The sequence below is a fragment of the Streptomyces sp. NPDC048258 genome (assembly GCF_043201995.1).
Lineage (GTDB): Bacteria > Actinomycetota > Actinomycetes > Streptomycetales > Streptomycetaceae > Streptomyces.
On record NZ_JBICZH010000010.1, the window covers coordinates 22,024 to 44,892 of the forward strand.

At 71.2% G+C, this 22,869-nt stretch carries 23 protein-coding genes; 11 read left to right on the top strand and 12 right to left on the bottom strand.

Annotated features, from left to right (window positions below):
• Positions 1 to 114: 114 nt before the first annotated feature.
• On the top strand, positions 115 to 498 hold the full coding sequence (locus ACGFYQ_RS22635) for an ATP-binding protein (protein ID WP_393746614.1): 384 nt from the start codon (positions 115 to 117) through the stop codon (positions 496 to 498).
• Between the two features lie 321 nt (positions 499 to 819).
• On the opposite strand, the gene argS is transcribed toward ACGFYQ_RS22635, so the two are convergent.
• Positions 820 to 2,580, bottom strand: coding sequence for an arginine--tRNA ligase (gene argS / locus ACGFYQ_RS22640; RefSeq protein ID WP_393746616.1), 1,761 nt, complete (start codon positions 2,578 to 2,580; stop codon positions 820 to 822).
• 180 nt (positions 2,581 to 2,760) lie between these two features.
• On the opposite strand from argS, the gene lysS reads away from it, so the two are divergent.
• Complete coding sequence (gene lysS / locus ACGFYQ_RS22645; protein ID WP_393746618.1) at positions 2,761 to 4,488, top strand: lysine--tRNA ligase; 1,728 nt, start codon at positions 2,761 to 2,763, stop codon at positions 4,486 to 4,488.
• A gap of 72 nt (positions 4,489 to 4,560) precedes the next feature.
• On the opposite strand, the gene ACGFYQ_RS22650 is transcribed toward lysS, so the two are convergent.
• The 3 genes from ACGFYQ_RS22650 to ACGFYQ_RS22660 form a co-directional block, all read right to left on the bottom strand.
• Positions 4,561 to 5,835 carry a DUF2637 domain-containing protein gene (locus tag ACGFYQ_RS22650; protein WP_393746620.1) on the bottom strand — a complete coding sequence of 425 codons (1,275 nt, stop codon included), beginning with the start codon at positions 5,833 to 5,835 and terminating at the stop codon, positions 4,561 to 4,563.
• Positions 5,836 to 6,002: 167 nt separating this feature from the next.
• Complete coding sequence (locus ACGFYQ_RS22655; protein ID WP_393746622.1) at positions 6,003 to 6,782, bottom strand: DUF3558 family protein; 780 nt, start codon at positions 6,780 to 6,782, stop codon at positions 6,003 to 6,005.
• 114 nt (positions 6,783 to 6,896) lie between these two features.
• Entirely contained in the window at positions 6,897 to 7,775 is an 879-nt protein-coding gene (locus ACGFYQ_RS22660) for a DUF3558 domain-containing protein (protein ID WP_393746624.1), read from the bottom strand.
• 191 nt (positions 7,776 to 7,966) lie between these two features.
• On the opposite strand from ACGFYQ_RS22660, the gene ACGFYQ_RS22665 reads away from it, so the two are divergent.
• A complete protein-coding gene (locus ACGFYQ_RS22665; RefSeq protein ID WP_393746626.1) occupies positions 7,967 to 9,160 on the top strand; it encodes an RtcB family protein in 1,194 nt (397 codons plus the stop codon).
• A 70-nt stretch (positions 9,161 to 9,230) separates the two neighbouring features.
• Here the strand turns inward: ACGFYQ_RS22665 and ACGFYQ_RS22670 are convergent, their stop codons facing one another.
• The 3 genes from ACGFYQ_RS22670 to ACGFYQ_RS22680 form a co-directional block, all read right to left on the bottom strand.
• On the bottom strand, positions 9,231 to 9,815 hold the full coding sequence (locus tag ACGFYQ_RS22670) for a Uma2 family endonuclease (protein WP_393746628.1): 585 nt from the start codon (positions 9,813 to 9,815) through the stop codon (positions 9,231 to 9,233).
• Positions 9,816 to 10,348: 533 nt separating this feature from the next.
• A complete protein-coding gene (locus ACGFYQ_RS22675) occupies positions 10,349 to 11,119 on the bottom strand; it encodes an SDR family NAD(P)-dependent oxidoreductase (RefSeq protein WP_393746630.1) in 771 nt (256 codons plus the stop codon).
• A 73-nt stretch (positions 11,120 to 11,192) separates the two neighbouring features.
• On the bottom strand, positions 11,193 to 11,528 hold the full coding sequence (locus ACGFYQ_RS22680; RefSeq protein ID WP_393746632.1) for a YnfA family protein: 336 nt from the start codon (positions 11,526 to 11,528) through the stop codon (positions 11,193 to 11,195).
• 208 nt (positions 11,529 to 11,736) lie between these two features.
• Between ACGFYQ_RS22680 and ACGFYQ_RS22685 the strand changes: the two genes are divergently transcribed.
• Complete coding sequence (locus ACGFYQ_RS22685; RefSeq protein WP_393746634.1) at positions 11,737 to 12,213, top strand: hypothetical protein; 477 nt, start codon at positions 11,737 to 11,739, stop codon at positions 12,211 to 12,213.
• Here the strand turns inward: ACGFYQ_RS22685 and ACGFYQ_RS22690 are convergent.
• The 3 genes from ACGFYQ_RS22690 to ACGFYQ_RS22700 all read right to left on the bottom strand — a co-directional run bounded on the left by ACGFYQ_RS22690 (position 12,201) and on the right by ACGFYQ_RS22700 (position 15,084).
• Entirely contained in the window at positions 12,201 to 13,766 is a 1,566-nt protein-coding gene (locus tag ACGFYQ_RS22690; protein WP_393746636.1) for an FAD-dependent oxidoreductase, read from the bottom strand. The genes ACGFYQ_RS22685 and ACGFYQ_RS22690 overlap by 13 nt on opposite strands.
• Before the next feature lie 48 nt (positions 13,767 to 13,814).
• Complete coding sequence (locus tag ACGFYQ_RS22695; protein WP_393746638.1) at positions 13,815 to 14,558, bottom strand: Mut7-C RNAse domain-containing protein; 744 nt, start codon at positions 14,556 to 14,558, stop codon at positions 13,815 to 13,817.
• A 109-nt stretch (positions 14,559 to 14,667) separates the two neighbouring features.
• Positions 14,668 to 15,084: a winged helix-turn-helix transcriptional regulator gene (locus ACGFYQ_RS22700; protein WP_393746640.1), complete on the bottom strand. Its 417-nt coding sequence runs from the start codon at positions 15,082 to 15,084 to the stop codon at positions 14,668 to 14,670.
• Between the two features lie 139 nt (positions 15,085 to 15,223).
• Here ACGFYQ_RS22700 and ACGFYQ_RS22705 point away from each other — a divergent pair, with 139 nt between their 5' ends.
• Positions 15,224 to 16,120 (top strand): NADP-dependent oxidoreductase, encoded by an 897-nt coding sequence (locus tag ACGFYQ_RS22705; protein WP_393747121.1) that lies wholly within the window; start codon positions 15,224 to 15,226, stop codon positions 16,118 to 16,120.
• 70 nt (positions 16,121 to 16,190) lie between these two features.
• Here the strand turns inward: ACGFYQ_RS22705 and ACGFYQ_RS22710 are convergent, their stop codons facing one another.
• Entirely contained in the window at positions 16,191 to 16,691 is a 501-nt protein-coding gene (locus ACGFYQ_RS22710; RefSeq protein WP_393746642.1) for a GNAT family N-acetyltransferase, read from the bottom strand.
• 92 nt (positions 16,692 to 16,783) lie between these two features.
• Here ACGFYQ_RS22710 and ACGFYQ_RS22715 point away from each other — a divergent pair, with 92 nt between their 5' ends.
• Positions 16,784 to 17,182 (top strand): VOC family protein, encoded by a 399-nt coding sequence (locus tag ACGFYQ_RS22715; protein ID WP_393746644.1) that lies wholly within the window; start codon positions 16,784 to 16,786, stop codon positions 17,180 to 17,182.
• Between the two features lie 53 nt (positions 17,183 to 17,235).
• On the opposite strand, the gene ACGFYQ_RS22720 is transcribed toward ACGFYQ_RS22715, so the two are convergent.
• Positions 17,236 to 17,673, bottom strand: coding sequence for a hypothetical protein (locus ACGFYQ_RS22720; protein ID WP_362401995.1), 438 nt, complete (start codon positions 17,671 to 17,673; stop codon positions 17,236 to 17,238).
• Between the two features lie 304 nt (positions 17,674 to 17,977).
• On the opposite strand from ACGFYQ_RS22720, the gene hemL reads away from it, so the two are divergent.
• The 5 genes from hemL (at position 17,978) to ACGFYQ_RS22745 (ending at position 22,866) form a co-directional block, all read left to right on the top strand.
• A complete protein-coding gene (gene hemL, locus ACGFYQ_RS22725) occupies positions 17,978 to 19,300 on the top strand; it encodes a glutamate-1-semialdehyde 2,1-aminomutase (RefSeq protein WP_393746646.1) in 1,323 nt (440 codons plus the stop codon).
• The gene (locus ACGFYQ_RS22730; protein WP_393746648.1) at positions 19,297 to 19,977 is read left to right on the top strand and encodes a histidine phosphatase family protein; all 681 of its coding nucleotides are present in this window, start codon (positions 19,297 to 19,299) and stop codon (positions 19,975 to 19,977) included. Before hemL ends, ACGFYQ_RS22730 begins: the two co-directional genes overlap by 4 nt.
• A 158-nt stretch (positions 19,978 to 20,135) precedes the next feature.
• Positions 20,136 to 21,380, top strand: coding sequence for a hypothetical protein (locus ACGFYQ_RS22735; protein ID WP_393746650.1), 1,245 nt, complete (start codon positions 20,136 to 20,138; stop codon positions 21,378 to 21,380).
• 66 nt (positions 21,381 to 21,446) lie between these two features.
• A complete protein-coding gene (locus tag ACGFYQ_RS22740; RefSeq protein WP_393746652.1) occupies positions 21,447 to 22,088 on the top strand; it encodes a TlpA family protein disulfide reductase in 642 nt (213 codons plus the stop codon).
• Positions 22,089 to 22,092: 4 nt separating this feature from the next.
• The gene (locus ACGFYQ_RS22745; protein WP_393746654.1) at positions 22,093 to 22,866 is read left to right on the top strand and encodes a cytochrome c biogenesis CcdA family protein; all 774 of its coding nucleotides are present in this window, start codon (positions 22,093 to 22,095) and stop codon (positions 22,864 to 22,866) included.
• Positions 22,867 to 22,869 lie beyond the last annotated feature (3 nt).

Genomic DNA, 22,869 nt, shown 5'->3' on the forward strand with positions numbered 1-22,869 from the left:
TGACGGTGAACTCCCCACCCTCGGACGGGCCTTACCCCGCGCCGACCCGTACTCATCACTGAGTACGGGTCGGCGCTCAGCCACACGCTAGTCACGTAACGCGACGATCGTCCGGTGAACCTGCATACTCAAGCCGCCCTCGTGCGCGACCGGCTCTACCTCCGCAACCCGCAAACCATCGCAGCTGCACGCCAGTTCACACGTGACACCTTGCACGCCTGGGGAGTGGCCGACCGGGACGACGAGATGTTGCTCTGCGTGAGCGAGCTGGCCACCAACGCCCTGAGCCACGGCGTCCCGCGCGGCCGGGGTTACCTGCTGCGGCTGCTCACCTTCGACGGCACGGTCCGGGTCGAGGTCCACGACAGCGGCCCCGGGCTGTCGCGGATCACCGGCCGGCCGCACGGTCGGGGCCTCACCCTCGTCACCGCCCTCGCCGACGACTGGGGGGTGCTGCCCCGCACGCCCGGCAAGGTCGTCTGGTGCGAGTTCCGCTGACCCGTATGGAGAGCGCTAGTGCCGTGCCGGGCGTCGCGACCCGGTGAACCTTGCCGGTCACAGCACTAGGCGGGCTGCTCCGGTTCGCGCACCGTCATCACCGCGAACGGCGCGCCCTGCGGGTCGGCCAGGACGCCCAGGCGTCCCACCGGCATGTCGAAGGCGGGGGTGATGACCTTGCCGCCGCGCGGCCGCCGACCGGCGGGGTGTGGGTGAGGGCGGCGGTGGCGCCCGTCAGGGTCTTCACGGGGAAAAGGAGGGGGCCCACAGGGAGGACATTCCCTGTGGGCCCCGTCACATGGCGCGCGGGCCGGGCCGGTGTCAGAGCTTCTCGGGCGTCCGGATCCCGAGGAGGGACATGCCCTTGGTGAGCGTGCGGGCGGTCAGGTCGCACAGGAACAGGCGGTTCTCGACCTGCTCGGGGGTCTCGGCCTTCAGGACCGGGCACTCCGAGTAGAACGTCGTGTAGAGCGAGGCCACCTGGTAGAGGTACGCCGCCAGCTTGTGCGGCGCGTATTCCGCGGCCGCCTCGGCGATGAGCTCGCCGAAGTGGTCCAGGTGCAGGCCCAGCGCGCGCTCGGCCGGCGCGAGTGCCAGCTCCGCGTGTGCCGCCGGCTTCGCGTCCCCGGCCTTGCGCAGGATCGACTGGATACGGGCGTACGCGTACTGGAGGTACACCGACGTGTCACCCGTCAGCGAGACCATCTGGTCCAGGTCGAACTTGTAGTCGCGCGCGGCGGAGGTCGAGAGGTCCGCGTACTTCACCGCGCCGATGCCGACCTGGACGGCCCGCTCGCCGATCTCGGCCTCGGACAGGTCCTGGGCCTTCTCCCGTACGACGGCCGCCGCGCGGTCAATGGCCTCGTCCAGCAGGTCCACCAGCCGCACCGTCTCGCCCTCACGGGTCTTGAACGGCTTGCCGTCCTTGCCGAGGACCGTGCCGAAGGCCAGCTGGACGGCCTTGACCTCGTCGTTCAGCCAGCCCGCCCGGCGCGCGGTCTCGAAGACCATCTTGAAGTGCAGGGACTGCCGCGCGTCGACCACGTAGATCAGGGTGGTCGCGTCCAGCTCGCCGACGCGGTCGCGGATCGCGGAGAGGTCGGTCGCGGCATAGCCGAAGCCGCCGTCCGACTTCTGCACGATCAGCGGGGTCGGGTTGCCGTCCGGACCCTTGACGTCGTCGAAGAACACGCAGAGCGCGCCGTTGGAGCGGACGGCGACGCCCGACTCCTCCAGCAGCTTGCAGGTCTCCACCAGCATGTCGTTGTAGCCCGACTCGCCGACCACGTCCGGGTCCTGGATGTCCATGTCCAGCTTGTTGAAGACGGAGTAGAAGTAGATCTTCGACTCGTCCACGAACCGCTGCCACAGCGCCAGGGTCTCGGGCTCGCCGGCCTGGAGGTCCACCACCCGGGCCCGGGCCCGCGTCTTGAACTCCTCGTCGGAGTCGAAGAGGGCGCGCGAGGCCTTGTAGAGCCGGTTCAGGTTGGACATGGCCTCCTCGCCGGAGACCTCTTCGTCGGACTTGTGGTCCAGCTCGTGCGGGTGCTCCAGCAGGTACTGGATGAGCATGCCGAACTGGGTGCCCCAGTCGCCGATGTGGTGGCGACGGACCACCTTCTCGCCCGTGAACTCCAGGATCTCCACCATCGCCGCGCCGATCACGGCGGACCGCAGATGGCCGACGTGCATTTCCTTCGCGACGTTCGGCTGGGCGTAGTCGATCACCGTCGTGCCCGGGTTCTGCGCGAGCGGGACGCCGAGGCGGTCGTCGAGCGCCCGCGCCGCGAGGGTCTCGATGATCGCCTTGTCGGTGATGGTGATGTTGAGGAAGCCCGGGCCCGAGACCTCGATCTCCTGGATCAGGTCACCGGTCGGGATGCCCTCGACCACGGTCGTCGCCAGCTCGCGCGGGTTGGCCTTCGCCTTCTTCGCGAGCGCCAGGATGCCGTTGGCCTGGAAGTCGGCCCGGTCGCTTCGTCGCAGCAGCGGGTCGGCGCCACCGGCCTCCGGCAGGGCCGAGGCGAGGGCGTCCGCGACGCGCTGATTGACGGAAGAAGCGAGGGAAGGGACCGAGGCCATGAGCTGCCGTTCCTGTGAGGTTGTGCCGGTGGATGCACTTGGTTGTTCCGACAAGTGCCGAGTATCCCACGTGGGGCCCCTTCGTTTCTCGGGAGATTGCCGCGGGGAAAGCAACCCCGGAGTGGCCCGTTCCGTCTGGGAGAATGGCTGAAGCCAGCATTCGAGATAGAAGGACGTGTCGTGGCTCAGAGCAGCACCGAGACCGACTGGGTCTCCCGTTTCGCGGACGAGGTCATCGCCGAGGCGGAGCGCCGAGCACCCGGCAAACCTGTCGTCGTCGCGTCCGGACTCTCCCCCTCCGGCCCGATCCACCTGGGCAACCTCCGCGAGGTCATGACCCCGCACCTGGTCGCGGACGAGATCCGCCGCCGGGGCTTCGAGGTCCGGCACCTGATCTCGTGGGACGACTACGACCGGTACCGGAAGGTGCCGGCGGGTGTCCCCGGCATCGACGAGTCATGGGCCCAGCACATCGGGCGCCCGCTGACCGCCGTGCCCGCCCCGGCCGGCTCCGCGTACCCGAACTGGGCCGAGCACTTCAAGGCCGTCTTCGTCGAGGCACTGGCCGAGATGGGTGTCGAGTACGACCCCATCAGCCAGACCGAGCAGTACACCACCGGTGTCTACCGCGAGCAGGTTCTGTTCGCGATGAAGCACCGCGGCGACATCGACGCGGTCCTCGACCAGTACCGCACCAAGCAGAAGCCGGGCGGCAAGAAGCCCCAGCAGAAGCAGGTCGACGAGGCCGAGCTGGAGGCGGCCGAGGGCTCCGGAGCGGCCGCCGAGGACGACGGCAGCACCGGCGAGGGCGGGTACTTCCCGTACAAGCCGTACTGCGGCGAGTGCGGCAAGGACTTCACCAAGGTCACCTCGTACGACGACGAGACGACCGAGATGACCTACGTCTGCACCGAGGACGAGTTCACCGAGACGGTCAAGCTCAGCGAGTTCAACCGCGGCAAGCTCGTCTGGAAGGTCGACTGGCCGATGCGCTGGGCATTCGAGGGCGTGATCTTCGAGCCCTCCGGCGTCGACCACTCCTCGCCCGGCTCGTCCTTCCAGGTCGGCGGCCAGATCGTGCACATCTTCGGCGGCGAGCAGCCGATCGGACCGATGTACGCGTTCGTCGGCATCAGCGGCATGGCGAAGATGTCCTCCAGCAAGGGCGGGGTCCCGACCCCGGCCGACGCGCTGAAGATCATGGAGCCGCAGCTGCTGCGCTGGCTGTACGCGCGCCGCCGCCCGAACCAGTCCTTCAAGATCGCCTTCGACCAGGAGATCCAGCGGCTCTACGACGAGTGGGACAAGCTGGAGGCCAAGGTCGCCGACGGCTCCGTGCTGCCCGCCGACGCCGCCGCGCACACCCGCGCCGTGCGCACCGCCGCCGCCGAGCTGCCGCGCACCCCGCGGCCGATGCCGTACCGGACGCTCGCGTCCGTCGTCGACATCACCGCCGGGCACGACGAGCAGACCCTGCGCATCCTGAGCGACCTGGAGCCGGAGAAGCCGCTCACCTCGCTCGACGAGGTACGGCCGCGCCTGGACCGCGCGGAGAACTGGATCACCACCCAGGTCCCCGCCGACCAGCGGACCCTCGTACGCGAGGAGCCCGACGCGGAGCTGCTGTCGTCCCTGGACGACGAGGGGCGCGAGTCCCTGCGGCTGCTTCTGGAGGGGCTGGAATCCCACTGGTCGCTGGACGGGCTGACCACGCTGGTCTACGGCGTGCCGAAGGTCATGGCCGGGCTCGAGCCCGACGCCAAGCCGACGCCGGAGCTCAAGGTCGCGCAGCGCACGTTCTTCGCGCTGCTCTACCGGCTCCTGGTGACCCGGGAGACCGGGCCGCGGCTGCCCACGCTGCTGCTGGCGGTGGGCGCGGACCGGGTGCGCAAGCTGCTCGCGGTCTGAGCGTCCGGGACACCGTGTGACGCGGAAGGGCCCGCACCCCGAGGGGTGCGGGCCCTTTCACGTACGGTGCGCTCAGGCGATGTGTTCGTTCTCCAGGTCGCGCTGGTAGCGCTGCTTCAGGTCCGGCATCAGCCGGGTGATCGTGGTGAAGCTGCGCGGGTGCACGATCCCGTGGCGGTCCGAGAGGTATATGTCGACCTGCTCGGGGCTGGGGACCTTGCCGTTCTCCTCGATGTACGCCCGGAAGACCTCGTACGCGGCCTCCGCGAACTTCACCTCGTCGATGGCCGGGGCCGGGGGCTCCTCGGGAAGGTCCTCGTGGCGGGAAGCCGGGATCGGCAACTGCTCCTGCTGCGGCGCCTGCTGCTCCTCCGGGCCCGACGGGGGCATGACCGGGATCGGCTCCAGACCCTCGACGTACTGGGGGTTGTAACCGCCCTCGTACGCCGCCTGCGGGGCGAGCGGAGCCGCGAACCAGGCGCTGTTGTGGGCGGCGGGCATGGCCGTCGGCTCCACGGCGAAGGGCGGCGGGGCGTGCGTGGCGCCCGCCGGGGCGGGGACCTGGGGCTGGGCGCCGGGGCCGGCCGGAGCCGGGGCCTCCAGGGCCGCGGCCGCCGGAACCTGCTGCTCCAGCGGAACCTGCTGCTCCAGCGGCGGCAGCACGGGCGGCTCGATGCCCGTCACCGCCAGCGCCTCCGGCGCCGTACGCGACAGCGGCACGCCGATCCGGGCCAGCCGCAGCGGCATCAGCGCCTCCACCGGGGCCTTGCGCCGCCAGGCGCGCCCGTAGCGCGCCTGCAGCCGGGCCTGGTAGATCAGCCGGTCCTGCTCCATGCCGACGGCCTGCTCGTAGGAACGCAGCTCCCACAGCTTCATCCGGCGCCACAGTTTGAAGGTGGGGACGGGGGAGAGCAGCCACCGCGTGATGCGCACGCCCTCCATGTGCCGGTCCGCGGTGATGTCCGCGATCCGGCCCACGGCGTGCCGGGCCGCCTCCACCGTCACCACGAACAGGATCGGGATCACGGCGTGCATGCCGACGCCCAGCGGGTCCGGCCAGGCCGCGGCGCCGTTGAAGGCGATCGTCGCGATCGTCAGCAGCCACGCCGTCTGGCGCAGCAGCGGGAAGGGGATCCGGATCCAGGTCAGCAGGAGGTCCAGCGCGAGCAGTACGCAGATGCCCGCGTCGATACCGATCGGGAACACCAGCGAGAAGCTGCCGAAGCCTTTCTGCAGGGCGAGCGCGCGCACCGCGGAGTACGAGCCCGCGAAACCGATCGCCGCGATGACGACGGCTCCGGCGACCACGACGCCGATGAGTATCCGGTGCGTTCGAGTGAGCTCCATCGCGGCCACCCGCGACCCCTCCCCTTGTCGAGCACATGCCCATGGCATGCCGAGCACTGAGACCTTACCCAGCCTTTACCGAGCTGCGGCAGGCACAGCGTACGGGTGACTCCGTGTCAGTGCTCCGCCAGCCCCGTCGCTCCCGTACTCCCTCCCCGCTGCTGCCGTTACTGCGCGGGCTGCGGGGACTGCGGCTGCTCCGACTTCGGCTGCTCCGGCTGCTGCTTGTTGGCTGCGTCGATCGAGGCCACGGCCTCCTTCGCCGCCGCGATCGCGTCCTGGAGCAGCTTCGCCTGGTCCGGAGCGCCGGCACCCTCGTACGCCGCACCGTTGTAGTCGAGCGTGACGACCACGTTCTGGGCGCGCGCCACGATCGTCGTGTTGAAGAAGTCGACGTCCTTCTTCACGCTGTAGACGACCGACGTCCCCTGGTCGCCGATCCCGCCCGCGGCCTCCGCCTTCACGTTCTGCGCGCCCTCGGACGCCTTCGACAGCTCGACCTGCTTGTTGTACTGCTCCTCGGCGCGCTTGTTCGCGCTGCCGAGGGAGGCGTGCGAGTCGTAGCGGAAGAAGGAGATCGAGAGCCAGCGGTACTGCGAGCCCTTCAGGCCGTCCTCGTCCAGACCGTTCCAGGAGCAGCTGGCACGGCTGGCCAGGTCGTTCGACTTGGTCGCCGAACCGTTCTTGTCCTTCGCCTCCGGGACGAGCGTGTCTATCGTCCCGCCCTGGACCGCCTTGCACGGGTCGGGCAGCGTGGCGAACGCCGCCTTCTCCAGGGTCGCGGACGGCTTCCCGCTGGGCTTGGAGGATGAGGAGGAGTTGGGCTTCTTGCCGCCGTCCGAGCCCGACTCCTTGCCCGAGTCGGACGAGCACCCGGCGACGGTGAGGATCACCGGGACGGCTGCGCAGGCGAGAACGCGGGTGAGGCGCGAGGCTGATCGGTGCATGTTTCCTTCAGTGCGTCTATGGGTGTACTTCGGACGTGGGACCCGGGCAACGGTAGCCCGATCGGGTGGCGGCGTGCTGTGCGCGCCGTCACCCCGGGCCGCGGCGCGGCCCGTTCACTCGCCCAGGCGCTCCACCAGAGCCTGCGCCAACTGCCGTGCCTTGTCCTGGGTTTCGGCACTCGACGGGACCGTGCCGGGCAGCGCGGGCTGCACGCTGTACTCCAGCGTGACGATGACATTCGAGGTGCGGAACACAATCCGCACCGTGCGCGACTGCGCCGCGGTGGCCCCGGCGGGGCTCAGCTTGTCGTCGATGAAGGCCTCGCTCCCGAGGCCCTCCAGCACGCGGGAGCCGAGCTCGACGGGCGGGGCGGACGGGCTTCCGCCCGGGGAGGGCGATCCGGAGCCGGGCGTGGCCGCGGGGGCGCCGGCCGCCGGGGGAGTGGAGGCGGGCGTAACGGCGGTCGCACCGGCGGGAGTGCCGGCGGGCGCGCCGCTGGGCGTGGGGCTCGGGCTGGGGCCGGGGAAGGGCAGGTGGGCGTCGGTGAGCTGGCGTACGTACACCTGCCGCGCCTTGTCGTCGTCGCTGGCGACGGCCCGGTCGTACGAGACCACGCGCTCGAAGCCGACCGACAGCAGCCGGGTCTCCTCGGGCGTCTGCGCGGTCCAGCGGCAGCCGACGCGGCGGTCGCCGTCGTACGAGGCGTCCGCGGTGCCCGCGTAGAGCTGGTCGCGCTGCTCGGGGGTGAGCGAGTCCGCGGCCGGCAGCATGGCCTTGAGGCGCTTGCTGTCGGCGCCAGCCTTGCAGGGCGCGGGCAGGATGCGGTACTTCCCTGGTTCGGCGGGCGCGGCCGTGTTGCCGCCGGCCTTCGAGTCGCTGGTGCTTCCGGTCCCGCTCCCGCTCGTGCACCCGGTCAGACCGGCCGCGCCGGCCACGAGCGCGGTGAGCATCGCGATGCCCGGCAGGGCTCGCCGTACCGCCTTGCGCTGCACGTCCAATGGCTCCCTTCGACCGGCGGGCCCGCCGACGGTCAGGAAAATGCGTTGCCGCGACTCGGGCGCGGATGGACACAATGTCTATCGCACACGCTGGTGCTGGCGCCGGTCCTCTGTCGCATTTGGGATCAAGAGCGAGGCTTTTGCGTATTCGGATTTTTCTTTGGTTTTCGGGGGATTAAGACCTTATGTCGTATGTAGAGGTACCCAGGGCGAATGTCCCGATCCGGATGTGGACCGACCCGGCGTCGGTCGAGGACGGCGCGATGCAGCAGCTCCGCAACGTCGCCACCCTTCCATGGATCAAGGGCCTGGCCGTCATGCCGGACGTCCACTACGGCAAGGGCGCCACGGTCGGCTCGGTGATCGCGATGAAGGACGCGGTCTGCCCGGCGGCGGTGGGCGTGGACATCGGCTGCGGCATGTCGGCGGTGAAGACCTCCCTGACGGCGAACGACCTGCCGGGGGACCTGTCGAAGCTGCGGTCGAAGATCGAGCAGGCGATTCCGGTGGGCATGGGCCTGCACAAGGAGGCCGTGGACCCGTCGCGCCTGTACGGCTTCTCGGTGGACGGGTACGACGACCTCTGGAAGCGCTTCGACTACCTCACCGACGCGGTCAAATTCCGTCAGGAGCGCGCCACCAAGCAGATCGGAACGCTCGGATCCGGAAACCACTTCATCGAGTTCTGTCTCGATGAGTCAGGTGCGGTCTGGCTGATGCTGCACTCCGGCTCCCGGAACATCGGCAACGAGCTCGCCGCGTACCACATCGGCGTGGCCCGGGGCCTCGCGCACAACCAGAACCTCGTCGACCGGGACCTGGCGGTGTTCCTGGCCGAGACGCCCGAGATGGAGGCGTACCGCAATGACCTCTTCTGGGCCCAGGAGTACGCGAAGTACAACCGTGCCGCGATGATGAGCCTGTTCAAGGAGGTCGTCCGCAGGGAGTTCCGGAAGGCGAAGGTCTCCTTCGAGAGGGAGATCAGCTGCCACCACAACTACGTGGCGGAGGAGCGGTACGACGGCATGGACCTGCTGGTCACGCGCAAGGGCGCGATCCGCGCCGGCAGCGGTGACTACGGGATCATCCCGGGCTCCATGGGCACGGGCTCGTACATCGTGAAGGGTCTCGGCAACGAGAAGTCCTTCAACTCGGCCTCGCACGGCGCGGGCCGGAAGATGAGCCGTACGGCCGCGAAGAAGAAGTTCTCGGCGCGCGACCTGGCGGAGCAGACCAAGGGCGTGGAGTGCCGCAAGGACTCGGGCGTCGTGGACGAGATCCCCGGCGCGTACAAGTCGATCGAGCAGGTCATCGACCAGCAGACGGACCTCGTGCAGGTCGTGGCCAAGCTCAAGCAGGTCATCTGCGTCAAGGGCTGAGGCCTGCGCGCAGTTGTCGGGGGAGTGGAGGGGCCCGGACCGGTGACGGTCCGGGTCCCTCCGCGTGTGATCAGCCCTCGTCGCCGTCGAGGAGGAGCTCTACCGGGAGTTCCAGGGACACGCCGATGTACTCGGGGAGCGGGATGGAGGTGCCTCGCTTGTACGTTCTACGGAGGCGGTACGTACCGTTGCGAGGGTCGGAGCAGAGGACTGCCTCGTCATGGTGGCGGTCGGCGATGACGTACACCGGGATGTCGGCCTTCGCGTAGCTGTCGACCTTGACGCCGATGTCGTCCGACCAGTTCGACGAGGTGACCTCGACGATCAGTCGGAAGACGTCGGGTGCGTAGCAACCCTTCTGGACCTTGTGGTCCCGGAAATCCGCCTCGACGAGGGCGAAATCCGGGATGGCGTAGTCGTCGGAGCCGGTCGGCAGCCAGAGGCCGATGCCTTGGACGTACCTCAGGCCCGCCTTTTTGGCGCCGGCGTCGTAGAACTTCTCGATGAGCCAGCTCAGCGAGAGCGCGTGTGACCCGTCCGCAGGTGGTGTCACGGTGAGCCTCCCCTGGAGAATCTCCACTCGGTGCCCGGGAAGCTCCCTGGAGAGTCGATCGGCGGCCTCCGCGATCGTGGTCTCGTGCTGTATCACGGCCATAGCTTCCTCCTTTTCGTGACTCACGCTTTCGGAGCGTAACCGGGCCCGCCGACATTCGGCTCGACTTCACCCGTATGGGCATATTCGGCCCGCGGGGGCGTGGCGTTCGCGGGCGTGATTACGTCAGCGACGTTCTGGTGCGCCGGGGTACTGGGCCGGTCGGCGGCACGTGTGGGTTCCGGCCGTTGCGGTGGTCGTGTTCTTCGCCGTGGTCAGCAGGTCGAACACGTCCCCGGATGTCGAGCGGGTCGGGGTGGTGCGCTACTTCCTCCAGGAAGCGTCCGGCGCGGAGTGGAAGGCGGCCGCCTCGTCCTGGGTGTTCGACAAGCCGGTGAAGTCGGACAAGCCCGACGACAGCTGGGGCAAGTGGAACTTCGAGGTGCGGGACAAGGAGATCGCCCCGGTCGGCCGGGACGCGGCGGGCCCGGCACTCTCAAGTAGGGGGGCGGGCGCTGGGTGCGGCGAGGGCCGCCGGGCTGGAGCCGGCGGCCCTGATGCCGCGTCCGAGGACGGGCGGGCCGGTCTCGTAAGGACTACAGCTCGCGGTGGACCTTCGTGTTCGAGGCCTGGGCGCGGGGGCGGACCACCAGGAGGTCGATGTTGACGTGGCTGGGACGGGTCACCGCCCAGGTGATGGTGTCGGCCACGTCGTCGGCGGAGAGGGGATCGGCGACGCCCGCGTACACCTTCTCGGCCTTCTCGGTGTCGCCGCGGAAGCGGGTGGTCGCGAACTCCTCGGTCTTGACCATGCCGGGGGCGATCTCGATGACGCGGACGGGCTGGCCGACGATCTCCAGGCGGAGGGTCTCGGCGAGGACGCGGGCGCCGTTCTTGGCGGCGACGTAGCCGGCGCCGCCCTCGTACGTGGAGTGGCCGGCGGTGGAGGACAGGACGACCACCGTGCCGTCGCCGGAGGCGGTGAGGGCCGGGAGCAGGGCCTGGGTCACGTTGAGGGTGCCGATGACGTTGACCTCGTACATCGTGCGCCAGTCGGCGGGGTCGCCGGTGGCGACGGGCTCGGCTCCGATGGCTCCGCCCGCGTTGTTGACCAGTACGTCGACCGAGGGGTAGCGCTCCAGGGAGGCGGCGAAGGCGTCGACGGCGGGGCGGTCGGTGACGTCGAGGGCGTGGGCGGCGGCGGAGTGGCCGGCCGCGGTGATCTCGGCGGCGAGGGCTTCGATGCGGTCCTTGCGGCGGGCGGTGAGGACGACGTGGTAGCCGGCCGCGGCGAGCTGGCGGGCGGTGGCGGCGCCGATGCCGCTGCTCGCTCCGGTGACTACGGCGGTCTTGGTGGCCGTGCTCATGTGCGGGGCTCCTGGTTCGTTCGTACGGGCGATTCCCCGCCAGCATAGGTGGGGCCGCCGAGGCTGCCGGGGCTCAGCGGCCGCGCGGGGTGTACATGATCACGGCCATGCCCGCGAGGCAGACGAGGGCGCCGATCACGTCCCAGCGGTCGGGGCGGTAGCCGTCGGCGACCATGCCCCAGACGAGGGATCCGGCGACGAAGACCCCGCCGTAGGCGGCGAGGACGCGGGCGAAGTCGCCTTGGGGCTGGAGGGTGGCGACGAAGCCGTAGAGGCCGAGGGCGATGACCCCGGCGCCGATCCAGGCCCAGCCCTTGTGCTCGCGGACGCCCTGCCAGACGAGCCAGGCGCCGCCGATCTCCAGGAGGGCGGCGAGGGCGAAAAGGGCGGCGGAGCGGGCGATCAGCATGGCCGGAAGCCTATGCAGGCGAGCGGGGGCGGGGCGGGGCGCGCCGGGGCGGGGCGAGGCGGGTCGGAGCGCGGCGGGTCGGAGCGAGGCGAGGTGGGTCGGAGCGGGGCGGGGCGGGCGAATGGCGGGACGGCGTGCCCTCATTCGTGTGATGGTCCGACCGGTTGGGCCGGGTGGTGGCTAGCGTCCGCGCGTGGAGGTGGTGGCGATGCGCCGTGTTGCCGTACGGAGTGTGGTGCTGGCCGGGCTGCTGGTGCTCGGCGGTGGTCTGCCCGCGGGGGCGGCCCCCGTGGACGCGGGGCCGGAGGCCGACGTGGCGTACCACGGCCGGGTGTCGCTGGCCCACGCGCAGTTGCGGATCTGGCTGGTCCCGCAGAACGAGGGGCCGTCGGCGTTGCCGAACGCGACGGTCCGGCTGCGGCTGTCGGTGCCGCTCGCGGACCGGCAGGAGCTGGCGGCGGGCTGTGCGCGGGCCGGGCTGCGCGAGGTGGTGTGCGAGACGGGGGCGCTGCCGCTGCACGGGCGGGGGCGGCACATCGGGCTGGCGCTGGGGCTGTGGGAGCCGGTGTCGGAGGTGGTGGTGCGGGTCGACACGTGGTGGAACGGCGGTGCGACGGACCGGAACCTCGCGAACAACGAGCACGTGGTGCTGGCGCTGGACACGGGCGACTCCTACGCCTTCTGAGCGGGGCCGGAGTCGGAGCGGGGGCCGGAGCCGGAGCCGGTGGCGCGGGTGGTGGGCAGGAGCCAGGCGGCCACGGCCGCGGCGAGTTCGGTGTCCGTGGCCGACGGGGCGCTCCAGGCGATGTACCCGTCGGGCCGGACGAGGACGCAGGCGTTGCGCCGGTCCGCGCGCCAGTGGAGGTGCGTGAGGGGGGCTCCGGGCGGGGTGGCCAGGCCGGGCGGGGTGATGAGGACGAAGCCGCCGGCACGCAGGGCCTCGTACAGCCGCTGTCCGTGCGGGCCGGGTGCGAGGGCGAGGTCGGGGGCGCGGCGGCCGGCGGGGCGGCGGGCGCCGGGTGGTGGCGGGTAGGAGATCCCGATGCCGGAGACCAGGCCGAGGGCGCGGTCCCGGGCGGGGCCGATGCGGGGGAGGAGGGCGGCGCCGAGGCTGCGGGCGGTGCGGCGGACGGGGCCGGTGGCCATGACGGCGCGGACGAGGGCGCCGCTGATGCGCAGGACGAGGCGGCCGACGGGGTGGCGTTCGCGGTGGTAGCTGTCGAGGAGGGCTTCGGGGTCGGGGGTGTGGCCGTGGAGGGCGGCGGCGAGCTTCCAGGAGAGGTTGGCGGCGTCCTGGAGGCCGGTGTTCATGCCGAGGCCGCCGGCGGGGGAGTGGACGTGGGCGGCGTCTCCGGCGAGGAAGACGCGGCCCGAGCGGTAGTGGGGCACCTGGCGTTCGTCGCTGTGGAAGCGGGAGATCCAGCGGGGGTCGTGCATGCCGTGGTCGGTGCCGAGGGCGGTGCGGGCGATGGCGCGCAGCTCGTCGAGGTCGACGGGGTCGGTGTCTTCGGCGTTGCCGTCGCGGTGCCAGCCGATGGCGCGGTACCAGCCGTCGCCGAAGGGGACGAGGAAGGCGAACGCGTCGGCCTGGCCGTTGACGGCGAGGAGGGCTTCGGGGGGCGTGGCGAGGCGGACGTCGGCGAGGACCATGGAGCGGACGACGGCCTGGCCGGGGAAGGGCAGGCCGAGGGCGGTGCGGACGGTGGAGCGGACGCCGTCGGCGCCTACGGCGTGGCGGGTGTGGAGTGTTGAGGTGCGGGCGCCGCCGGAGGTTCTGACGTCGAGGGTGACGGTGTCGCGGTCCTGACTCAGTCCGATGAGCTCACAGTCATATCGGATGTCCACGCCTGTGGACAGCGCGCGGCGCTCCAGGAGTTTCTCTGTCTCATATTGAGGGGTGATGAGCACGAACGGGTAGCGGGTGCTCAGCCGTTGAAGGGAGAGAGCCATGCCTCCGAAGGGGCGTACGCGGTCGATCCGTCGGCCGGTGGAGAGCAGTTCGTCGGCGAGGCCGCGGGCGTCGAGCAGTTCGAGGGTGCGGGCGTGCACGGCGAAGGCGCGGGTGAGGTTGGCGGCGGTGCGGGGGCGGCGTTCGATGAGGGTGACGGAGAGTCCGGCGGCGGCCAGGTCCCCGGCGAGGAGCAGCCCGGTGGGGCCGGCGCCGACCACGACGACGTCGATGCTGTCCGCTGCGCCCTCGGTGTCCTCGGTGCCCGCTGTGTCCTTGGCGAGGGTCATGCCTCGGCAGTCTGCCAGCCGGGGGCCGCCGGGGTGAGGAGCCGGGCGTCAGACGGTGCCGGAGTCGGCGGTGCCGAATTCGACGAGCGCCTCGTCGACGATCCGTTCCAGGCGGGCGTGGTGGGCGCCGCGCCAGTAGACGCGCTCGCAGTCGGTGCACTGCGCGAAGACGTCGTAGGAGCGGTGCGTGCCGTGTTCCAGGCGGTCGCCCACGCTGTCCTTGTCGGCTTCGTGGAGGGGGCCGTTGCAGGCGGTGCAGCGGGTCCACGGTGCGAGGACGGGCGCGAACCGGCTGAGGATGTCGCGCAGTTGCTCGTCGGGGTTGTCGCTGTAGACGTAGGCGCCGGCGAAGAGCTCGCGGCGGCGCAGCAGTCCGCGGTCGCGGGAGAGCAGCACGCGCTGTTCGGCGGCCGAGCGGGTGGCGAGTGCGGGGTCGCCGATGTCCTCGTTCTCGTAGGCGGCGTCGACGCCGAGCAGGCGCAGGCGGCGGGCGAGGGTGCCGAGGTGGACGTCGAGGAGGAAGCGGAGGGGGGCGCCGGGGACCTGCTGGGGGCGGTCGACTCCGAACACCTCCACGGACTGGCCGTCTTGGGGGACGTAGGAGACGGGTACCTCGTGGCCGTCGACGAGGAGGCGGCCGACCTCGGTGAGCGGGACGCCGGCCGATTCGACGACGTGGCCGAGGCTGGAGGCGCCGTCGGTCGCGGTCGGTACGCGTTCGGCGCGCCGGCTGGGCGCGGCGAACAAGCGCAGTTCGGGGGCGAGGGTGAGCTGAATGCCGGGTCCGTTCACCCTGTCAGCATGCCACTGCCGGGGCGGTGGACGCGGCTGGTTTTAGGAGGTCGAGGCGGTTGAGGAGGTCCAGGACGTCCAGGAGATCGAGGAGGTCGAGGAGGCCGGGTCAGGGGGTCGCGGTGGTCCGGTCGTAGCTGTCGCGGTGGGCGCTGACCTCGTCGAAGTGGTTCTCGGCCCACAGCTTCACGGAGGAGAGGAGGCAGCCGAGGCTGCTGCCGAGGTCGGTGAGCCGGTAGTCGACGCGGACGGGGACGGTGGGGGTGACGGTGCGGGTGACCAGTCCGTCGCGTTCGAGGGAGCGGAGGGTCTGGGTGAGCATCTTCTGGCTGACGCCGGGGATCTTGCGGCCGAGGTCGCTGTAGCGCATGGAGCGGTCCTCGGCCTGGCCGAGGGCGCTGACGATGAGGCCGACCCACTTGTCGCTGATCCGCGCCAGGAGCTGGCCGGTGGGGCACTCCTTGAGGAAGGCGTCGTAGGCGGAACGGGCTTCTTCGCGGCGGGCCGCGGCGGTGCGGGTGGCCATGGGTGCCCCACTTCCGGGTCGGGTACGCACCCCGAAGTGCGTACTTACGAAAAGAGAGTACCTATCCCTAGGTTAGTGCTCATCGGAAACGAGCCAACGAACCGCACGGGGAGAAGACGACATGAGTGAGCAGACGACGATGCTGGCGGCCGTGGTGAACGAGTTCGGCGGGCCGGAGCGGGTCGAGCTGGCCGAGGCGCCCGTGCCGCGGCCGGCCGCGGGCCAGGTCCGGATCCGGGTGCGGGCCGCCGGGATCAACCCGGTCGACGGCGCGGTGCGGGCCGGCGTCTTCGGCGGCGCCGGGCAGCGGCTCGGGCTCGGCTGGGACGTGGCCGGGGAGATAGCCGAGGCGGGCGCGGGGGTGACCGGCTGGAGCCTGGGCGACCGGGTCGTGGGGCTGCACTACGGGGCGGTCAAGCCGCTGGGTACGCACGCGGAGTACGTGGTGCTCGACGCCTCCGCCGTGGCGGCCGCGCCGGCCGGCGGGGACGCCGTGGCCGCGGCGGCGCTCCCGCTGAGCGGGCTCACCGCCGCCCAGGCGGTGGACCTGCTGGGACTCGCCCCCGGGTCCTCGGTGCTCGTCACGGGCGCGGCGGGCGTGGTCGGCGGCCTCGCGGTCCAGCTCGCCGCGCGGGCCGGCCTCGTGGTGACGGCCCTGGCGGGCGCGGAGGACGAGGCGCTCGTACGGTCCCTGGGCGCGGCCGCCTTCGTCCCGCGCGGCGAGGCTCCGGCCGGGCCGGTGGACGGGGTCCTGGACACGGCCGTCCTGGGGGAGCCCGCGCTGGCCTTCGTCCGCGACGGCGGGGTCTACGTGGGCGTGATCCCCGGCGCCGCGCCGGCCGCCGAGCGCGGCATCCGGATCGAGGAACAGGAGGTCGCCCCGGACGGGGAGCAGCTGGCCCGGCTGGTGTCCCTGGTCGACGCGGGCGCGCTCACCCTCCGGGTGGCGGACACGTTCCCGCTCGCGGACGCCCCGAAGGCCCACGCCCACCTGGCGACTCCGGGGACGCGCGGGCGGATCGTCCTGACCGTGTGAGGTGTCCCGTGTCCCTGGCGGGGGCCTGACCGGGCGGGGCGGGGCCGGGGTCCGGGTCCGGGTCCGGGGGCTAGCGGATCCGGTAGACCCAGTCGTAGCTCGGGTGGGGGACCCCGGGCGGGTATGCGAAGTCGACCTCGCCCAGGCACTCGAAGCCCGCCCGGCGGCAGACCGCGTTGGACGCCGGGTGGTCCGTGCCGGGGAAGGCGTGGACGGTGTCGCGGGTGCCGTGGGTCCGGACGTGGGCGAGGAGTTCGGCCAGCGCGGCCACCGCCAGGCCGCGGCCCTGGAACTCCGGCAGGATGCCCCAGCCGGCCTCGTAGACCGGCCCGCCCCGCCACTCCCGTTCCCAGAAGCCGACCGAGCCGACATCGGCGCCATCGGCGCTCACCCGGAACATCCGCCCCGCCGCCGGCTCCCGCGCGCTCAGGGCCTCGTAGCGCCGCTGCCTGTCGGCGAGCTTCTCCGCCGGCTCGGGACCGCCCAGGTGCTCGGTCATGGCGGGCTCGTTCTTGCGCTCCAGCAGCCAGAAGTCCCCCTCGGCCCAGGGAGTCAGCAGTACGGATTCCATGCGCCCAGGCTGCCAGACGCCCACGGCCGTTGAAAGGCACGCGGCGTAGCATCGGAAGGGAGACCGCGCACCATCCTGAGGAGGTGGCGTCCATGCCTGAGGCCCTTGGAATCGGGCACTTGACCCTGACGGTGAGCGATGTGAAACGCAGCGCGGAGTTCTACAACCAGCTGCTGGACACGCAGACGGTGGTCGATGTGGAGGACGAGTACGGCCCGTTCGTGGCCATCGCTTCCCCGGCCTTCGTCCTCGGCTTCCGCAGGCACGAGGCGACGAACCAGGCGGACGTCTTCGACCCGGCCCGGGTCGGCCTCGACCACTGCGCGTTCCACGTCGCGGACCGTGCCGCGCTGGAGGCCTGGGAGTCCCGGCTGGACGAGCAGGACATCGCGCACTCGGGCATCGTCGAGGACCCGTCCGGGCTCCATCTCAACTTCCGGGATCCGGACAACATCGCCCTGGAGTTCTACCGCCCCGCCGCGCAGGGCTGACGCGCGGGGCCGACCCGCGCGGTCAGGGCCGGACGCGGTCAGGGCCGGACGCGTCAGGGCCAGACCAGGCAGTACGGCTGGTGGCCCGCCTCGTGGAGGCGGTGCGAGAAGTCCTGCCACTCGTGGAGCAGCTGGTAGACGTTGAACGCGTCGCGCGGGCCGCCGCGGTCCGGGACCGTGGACCAGATGAACGCGGCCGCGCCCACCGATTCCTCGCCGATGCCGCGCAGCGGGTCGACCACGGTCATCGGGAGCTTGACCACCGCGTAGTCGGGGTGGAGCACGACCAGTTCCAGCGGGGGCACCTGGTGGAGGGGTATGCCCTCGATGCCGGTCAGGACCATCGCGGCCATCGTCTCCGGCTTGATCTTGGTGAACAGGCCGCCCATGCCCAGTTCGTCGCCGCCGAGCTCTTCCGGCCGCATCGTGACCGGGACCCGGGCCGCGGTGGCGCCGTCCGGGGCGCCGAAGTACTTGTACGTCACTCCCATGCCGCGGCCCCTGGGCAGGCCGTCCGGCGCTTCCACGGGCTCCGGGATCGCGTCCGGCGCCTCGGTGGAGCGGCGGCGGTGCTTGCCCCGGCGGCGTGCTTCGCGGGCTTCGCGGGCGCGCTGCGGATCGAGGCCGTCCGTACCCTCGCCCGGTCCACCACCGCGTTGCATATCTCCACCCGACTGGTATTGCTTGCCCCGGCCCCGTGGCCCCCGCCACGCAGCCTGATCATCATGGCAGTGACCTCCCCCGCGGCGGCGCGGTGAAACGCCCGTCCGCAAGTCTGTCGCGGCCTCTGAGACCATGGCTGGTGTGAGCTACCCGTACCCGTATGAAGCCCCAGTTTCGCAGACGCTCTTCGAGCGCGCCTCCCTCGTGACCCCCGGCGGCGTGAACTCTCCGGTGCGCGCCTTCCGCGCCGTGGGCGGTACGCCCCGGTTCATGGTGTCCGGCACCGGTCCGTACCTCACCGATGCCGACGGCCGGGAGTACGTCGACCTCGTGTGCTCGTGGGGCCCGATGATCCTCGGCCACTCCCACCCCGAGGTGATCGGGGCCGTCCAGGCGGCCGTCGCCCGCGGCACCTCCTTCGGCACGCCCGGCGAGGGCGAGGTCGCGCTCGCCGAGGAGATCGTCGCGCGGATCGAGCCCGTCGAGCAGGTGCGGCTCGTCTCCTCCGGGACGGAGGCCACGATGTCGGCGATCCGGCTGGCGCGCGGCTTCACCGGCCGGGCCAAGGTCGTGAAGTTCGCCGGCTGCTACCACGGACACGTGGACGCGCTGCTGGCCGCCGCCGGTTCCGGACTCGCGACCTTCGCGCTGCCGGACACCCCCGGCGTCACGGGCGCGCAGGCCGGCGACACGATCGTCCTGCCCTACAACGACCTCGACGCGGTCCGGACGGCCTTCGCCGCGCACCCCGGCGAGATCGCCTGCGTGATCACCGAGGCCGCGCCCGGCAACATGGGCGTCGTGACCCCGGCCGAGGGCTTCAACCAGGGGCTCGCGGACCTGTGCCGCGAGAACGGCGCCCTGTACATCTCCGACGAGGTCATGACGGGCTTCCGTACGAGCCGTGCCGGCTGGTACGGCGTCGACGGGGTCAAGCCGGACCTGATGACCTTCGGCAAGGTCATGGGCGGCGGCTTCCCGGCCGCGGCCTTCGGCGGCCGCGCGGACGTCATGGGGTACCTGGCCCCGGCCGGCCCGGTCTACCAGGCGGGCACGCTGTCCGGTAACCCGGTCGCCACCGCCGCGGGCCTCGCGCAGCTGCGCCTGCTGGACGCGGCCGCGTACGAGAAGGTCGACGCGGTCTCGAAGGAGATCCAGGGCCTGGTCACCGCGGCGCTCGCCAAGGAGGGCGTGGCGCACCGGCTGCAGACCGCGTCCAACATGTTCTCCGTCTTCTTCACCGAGGACGAGGTCCGCAACTACGACGACGCCAAGAAGCAGGAGTCCTTCCGCTTCAACGGCTTCTTCCACTCGATGCTGGCGCAGGGCGTCTACCTGCCGCCGTCCGCCTTCGAGTCCTGGTTCGTGTCCACCGCCCACGACGAGCGGGCGGTCGAGCGGATCGCGGCGGCCCTGCCCGCCGCCGCCCGGGCCGCCGCGGAGGCCACCGCATGAGCAGCAGCGAGATCACCGTCGTGCACCTGGTGCGCCACGGGGAGGTGCACAACCCGGACGGGGTCCTCTACGGGCGCCGGGACGGCTACCACCTGTCCGAGCTGGGCCGGCAGATGGCCGACCGGGTCGCGGAGCACCTGGAGAACCGGGACGTCACGTACGTGGTGTCCTCCCCGCTGGAGCGGGCGCAGGAGACGGCCGCGCCGATCGCCAAGATCCACGGCCTGGACGTGGCGACGGACCGGCGGCTGCTGGAGGCGGAGAACGTCTTCGAGGGCAAGACCTTCGGAGTCGGTGACGGCGCGCTGCGCAAGCCCGGCAACTGGAAGCACCTGACGAACCCGTTCAAGCCCTCCTGGGGCGAGCCGTACGTCGAGCAGGTGGTCCGGATGATGAGCGCTCTGGAGGCCGCGCGTGACGCGGCCCGCGGTCACGAGGCGGTGGCGGTCAGCCACCAGCTGCCGATCTGGATCGTGCGCAGCTTCGCGGAGAAGCGCCGGCTGTGGCACGACCCGCGCCGCCGCCAGTGCACGCTCGCCTCGATGACGTCCTTCACGTTCCAGGGCGACCAGCTGGTGTCCGTGGGTTACAGCGAGCCGGCCCGGGATCTGGTGCCGGCGCATCTGCTGGCCGGGGCGAAGCCGGTGAAGGGGAAGTCCAAGGCCTTCGGCGCCTGACCCTCCGCTCGTTGATCCACTTTCTGTGACGATCTGTTACAGCTTTACCTAAATAAATACAAGACGCGCGGGAATCACCGTGTCAGCGCACAAGCTCAGGCTAATTGTCCGTTTATATAACGGAAGATGGGCTTTGGGCCTGACGACGGGACGGTGACATGCGCGACTTCAGTCGAAGGGGAGTGCTCGGACTCGGACTGGGCGCCGCGGCCACGGTCGCGGCCGCGGCCGGGATCACCGGCTGCGGCCTGGGCGGCGGCAGCCGGGCCGAGCTGGGCAACCCCGGGTCGGTCAAGAACCCCAAGCCAGGGGAGAAGCCCGCGGCCAGGCCCATCGGTGACGGCTCCACCGCCGACACCGGGCCGCAGCCCAACCAGCCGGCCAAGCCCGTGCCCCTCCAGCCGGGCGAGACCCCACCGCAGTTCGTCGTGTTCAGCTGGGACGGGGCGGGGGAGGTCGGCAACGGCCTCTTCCCCCGCTTCCTCAAGCTCGCCAAGGACCACGGCGCGGCCATGACCTTCTTCCTCTCCGGCCTCTACCTGCTGCCCGAGTCGAAGAAGGACCTCTACCGGCCGCCGAACAACCCCGTCGGGGCCTCGGACATCGGCTACCTCAAGGACGAGAACGTCCGCTCCACCCTCACGTACGTCCGCCAGGCCTGGCTCGACGGGCACGAGATAGGCACCCACTTCAACGGCCACTTCTGCGGCGGCTCCGGCTCGGTCGGCAAGTGGACTCCGGACGACTGGCAGAGCGAGATCGACCAGGCCGTGTCGTTCGTCACCAACTGGCGTACGAACACCGGCTTCACCGACCTCGAACCCCTGCCCTTCGACTACCGCAGGGAACTGGCCGGCGCCCGCACCCCGTGCCTGCTCGGCCGGGACGGCCTGCTGCCGACCGCCCAGAAGCTGGGCTGGCGCTACGACTCCAGCTCGCCCGGCGGCCTGCAGGTCTGGCCGGTGAAGAGGTCGGGCGTCTGGGACCTGCCGCTGCAGTCCCTGCCCTTCCCCGGGCACTCCTTCGAGGTGCTGTCGATGGACTACAACATCCTCGCCAACCAGTCGAAGAACACCACCAGGGGCGTGCCCGCCAACTACCCGGGCTGGCGCACCCAGGCCACCGCCACCTACCTCGGCGGCTTCCGGCGGGCCTACGAGACCAACCGCGCGCCCCTCTTCATCGGCAACCACTTCGAGGAGTGGAACGGCGGCATCTACATGGACGCCGTCGAGGAAGCCCTCAAGGGCATGGCGGACAAAAGGGACGTACGGCTCGTATCCTTCCGGCAGTTCGCCGACTGGCTGGACGTCCAGGACCCCAAGGTGCTCGCCAGGCTCCGCGCCCTCGGCCCCGGCGAATCGCCCGCCGTCGGCTGGGCCGCCTACCTCGCCGCTGCCTGACCAGGGCGTTGACACCCCGCCGGGGGGTGCGGTAGATCCACAAAATGCTCATGCGAAACTTTTCACATGAGCCTCAGCCGCGCCCGTGTCCGTCGATGTAGCCGCCGCTCGACCAGCGGCCGCGCCACCCTGCTGACCGCGGTGACCGTCGCGGGCGTCATGACCCTGACGTCCTGCGGCGGCTCGGACGGCGGCGGCAAGGCCACCGGCTCCGGTGGCAACTACGTCACCGGCCCGAGCGGCATCTCCAGGGTGGCCAGGGGGGAGAGGGACGAGGCCCCGAAGCTCGACGGCGAGACCGTCGACGGCAAGACCCTCGACACCACCACCCTCAAGGGCAAGGTCGTCGTCCTCAACGTCTGGGGCTCCTGGTGCCCGCCGTGCCGGGCCGAGGCCCCCAGCTTCGCGAAGGTCTCCAAGGAGCTGGCCGACGCCGGCAAGGACGTCGCCTTCGTCGGCATCAACACCCGCGACACCAGCAAGCAGAGCGCGGCCTCCTTCGAACAGGACTTCGGGATCACCTACCCGAGCCTGTTCGACCCCGTCGGGAAGCTGATGCTCCGCTTCCCCAAGGGCACCCTCAACGCGAACGCGATCCCCTCCACGATCATCCTCGACAAGGAGGGGCGGATCGCCACCCGCACCCTGTCCGCGGTGAGCGAGGAGCAGCTCCGCTCGATGATCGCCCCGCTCCTCGCGGAGAAGTGACCCCGTGGTCGAGTACGTGCTCGCCGCCGAGGCGACCGGCGTGAACACCACCGTCCTGAGCGGGGCGCTGCTGCTGGCGCTGCCCATCTCGGTCCTCGCCGGGCTGGTCTCCTTCTTCTCGCCCTGCGTGCTCCCGCTGGTCCCCGGCTACCTCTCCTACGTGACCGGCGTCAGCGGCGCCGACCTCGCCGAGGCCCGGCGCGGTCGGATGCTGGCGGGCGCGCTCCTGTTCATCGCCGGCTTCACCGCCGTCTTCGTCTCCACCGGAGCGCTCTTCGGCTACTTCGGCGAGACCCTCCGGGAGAACAACGAGATCATCTCCCGGGTCCTGGGCGGCCTGGTGATCCTCCTGGGCCTCTTCTTCATGGGCGCGATCCCGGGTCTGACGATGCGGGAGTTCCGCTTCCACAAGAAGCCGACGGCAGGCCTGCTCGGCGCCCCGCTGCTCGGCGTGCTCTTCGGCGTCGGCTGGACCCCCTGCATGGGCCCGACCCTCGCGGCCGTCACCACGCTCTCCCTCGACCAGGCGAGCGCCGGCCGGGGCGCGCTGCTGACCGTCGCCTACTGCCTCGGCCTCGGCCTGCCGTTCATCCTCGCCGCGATCGCCTTCCGCAAGGCGCTCGGCGCATTCGGCTGGGTGAAGAAGCACTATGCGTGGGTGATGCGCATCGGCGGCGGCATGCTGATCCTGACCGGTCTGCTGCTCGTCACAGGAATGTGGGACAGCATCGTCAGCGACATGCAGAGCTGGACCCGAACCTTCACGGTGGGGATCTGAGGA

Excerpts from the sequence above, each read along its gene's own strand:
- argS (WP_393746616.1), bottom strand. The coding sequence starts at position 2,580 with ATGGCCTCGGTCCCTTCCCTCGCTTCTTCCGTCAATCAGCGCGTCGCG.
- ACGFYQ_RS22650 (WP_393746620.1), bottom strand. The coding sequence starts at position 5,835 with ATGGAGCTCACTCGAACGCACCGGATACTCATCGGCGTCGTGGTCGCC.
- ACGFYQ_RS22655 (WP_393746622.1), bottom strand. The coding sequence starts at position 6,782 with ATGCACCGATCAGCCTCGCGCCTCACCCGCGTTCTCGCCTGCGCAGCC.
- ACGFYQ_RS22665 (WP_393746626.1), top strand. The coding sequence starts at position 7,967 with ATGTCGTATGTAGAGGTACCCAGGGCGAATGTCCCGATCCGGATGTGG.
- ACGFYQ_RS22670 (WP_393746628.1), bottom strand. The coding sequence starts at position 9,815 with ATGGCCGTGATACAGCACGAGACCACGATCGCGGAGGCCGCCGATCGA.
- ACGFYQ_RS22675 (WP_393746630.1), bottom strand. The coding sequence starts at position 11,119 with ATGAGCACGGCCACCAAGACCGCCGTAGTCACCGGAGCGAGCAGCGGC.
- ACGFYQ_RS22680 (WP_393746632.1), bottom strand. The coding sequence starts at position 11,528 with ATGCTGATCGCCCGCTCCGCCGCCCTTTTCGCCCTCGCCGCCCTCCTG.
- ACGFYQ_RS22685 (WP_393746634.1), top strand. The coding sequence starts at position 11,737 with ATGCGCCGTGTTGCCGTACGGAGTGTGGTGCTGGCCGGGCTGCTGGTG.
- ACGFYQ_RS22690 (WP_393746636.1), bottom strand. The coding sequence starts at position 13,766 with ATGACCCTCGCCAAGGACACAGCGGGCACCGAGGACACCGAGGGCGCA.
- ACGFYQ_RS22700 (WP_393746640.1), bottom strand. The coding sequence starts at position 15,084 with ATGGCCACCCGCACCGCCGCGGCCCGCCGCGAAGAAGCCCGTTCCGCC.
- ACGFYQ_RS22705 (WP_393747121.1), top strand. The coding sequence starts at position 15,224 with ATGCTGGCGGCCGTGGTGAACGAGTTCGGCGGGCCGGAGCGGGTCGAG.
- ACGFYQ_RS22710 (WP_393746642.1), bottom strand. The coding sequence starts at position 16,691 with ATGGAATCCGTACTGCTGACTCCCTGGGCCGAGGGGGACTTCTGGCTG.
- ACGFYQ_RS22715 (WP_393746644.1), top strand. The coding sequence starts at position 16,784 with ATGCCTGAGGCCCTTGGAATCGGGCACTTGACCCTGACGGTGAGCGAT.
- ACGFYQ_RS22720 (WP_362401995.1), bottom strand. The coding sequence starts at position 17,673 with ATGGGAGTGACGTACAAGTACTTCGGCGCCCCGGACGGCGCCACCGCG.
- hemL (WP_393746646.1), top strand. The coding sequence starts at position 17,978 with ATGGCTGGTGTGAGCTACCCGTACCCGTATGAAGCCCCAGTTTCGCAG.
- ACGFYQ_RS22730 (WP_393746648.1), top strand. The coding sequence starts at position 19,297 with ATGAGCAGCAGCGAGATCACCGTCGTGCACCTGGTGCGCCACGGGGAG.
- ACGFYQ_RS22735 (WP_393746650.1), top strand. The coding sequence starts at position 20,136 with ATGCGCGACTTCAGTCGAAGGGGAGTGCTCGGACTCGGACTGGGCGCC.
- ACGFYQ_RS22740 (WP_393746652.1), top strand. The coding sequence starts at position 21,447 with ATGAGCCTCAGCCGCGCCCGTGTCCGTCGATGTAGCCGCCGCTCGACC.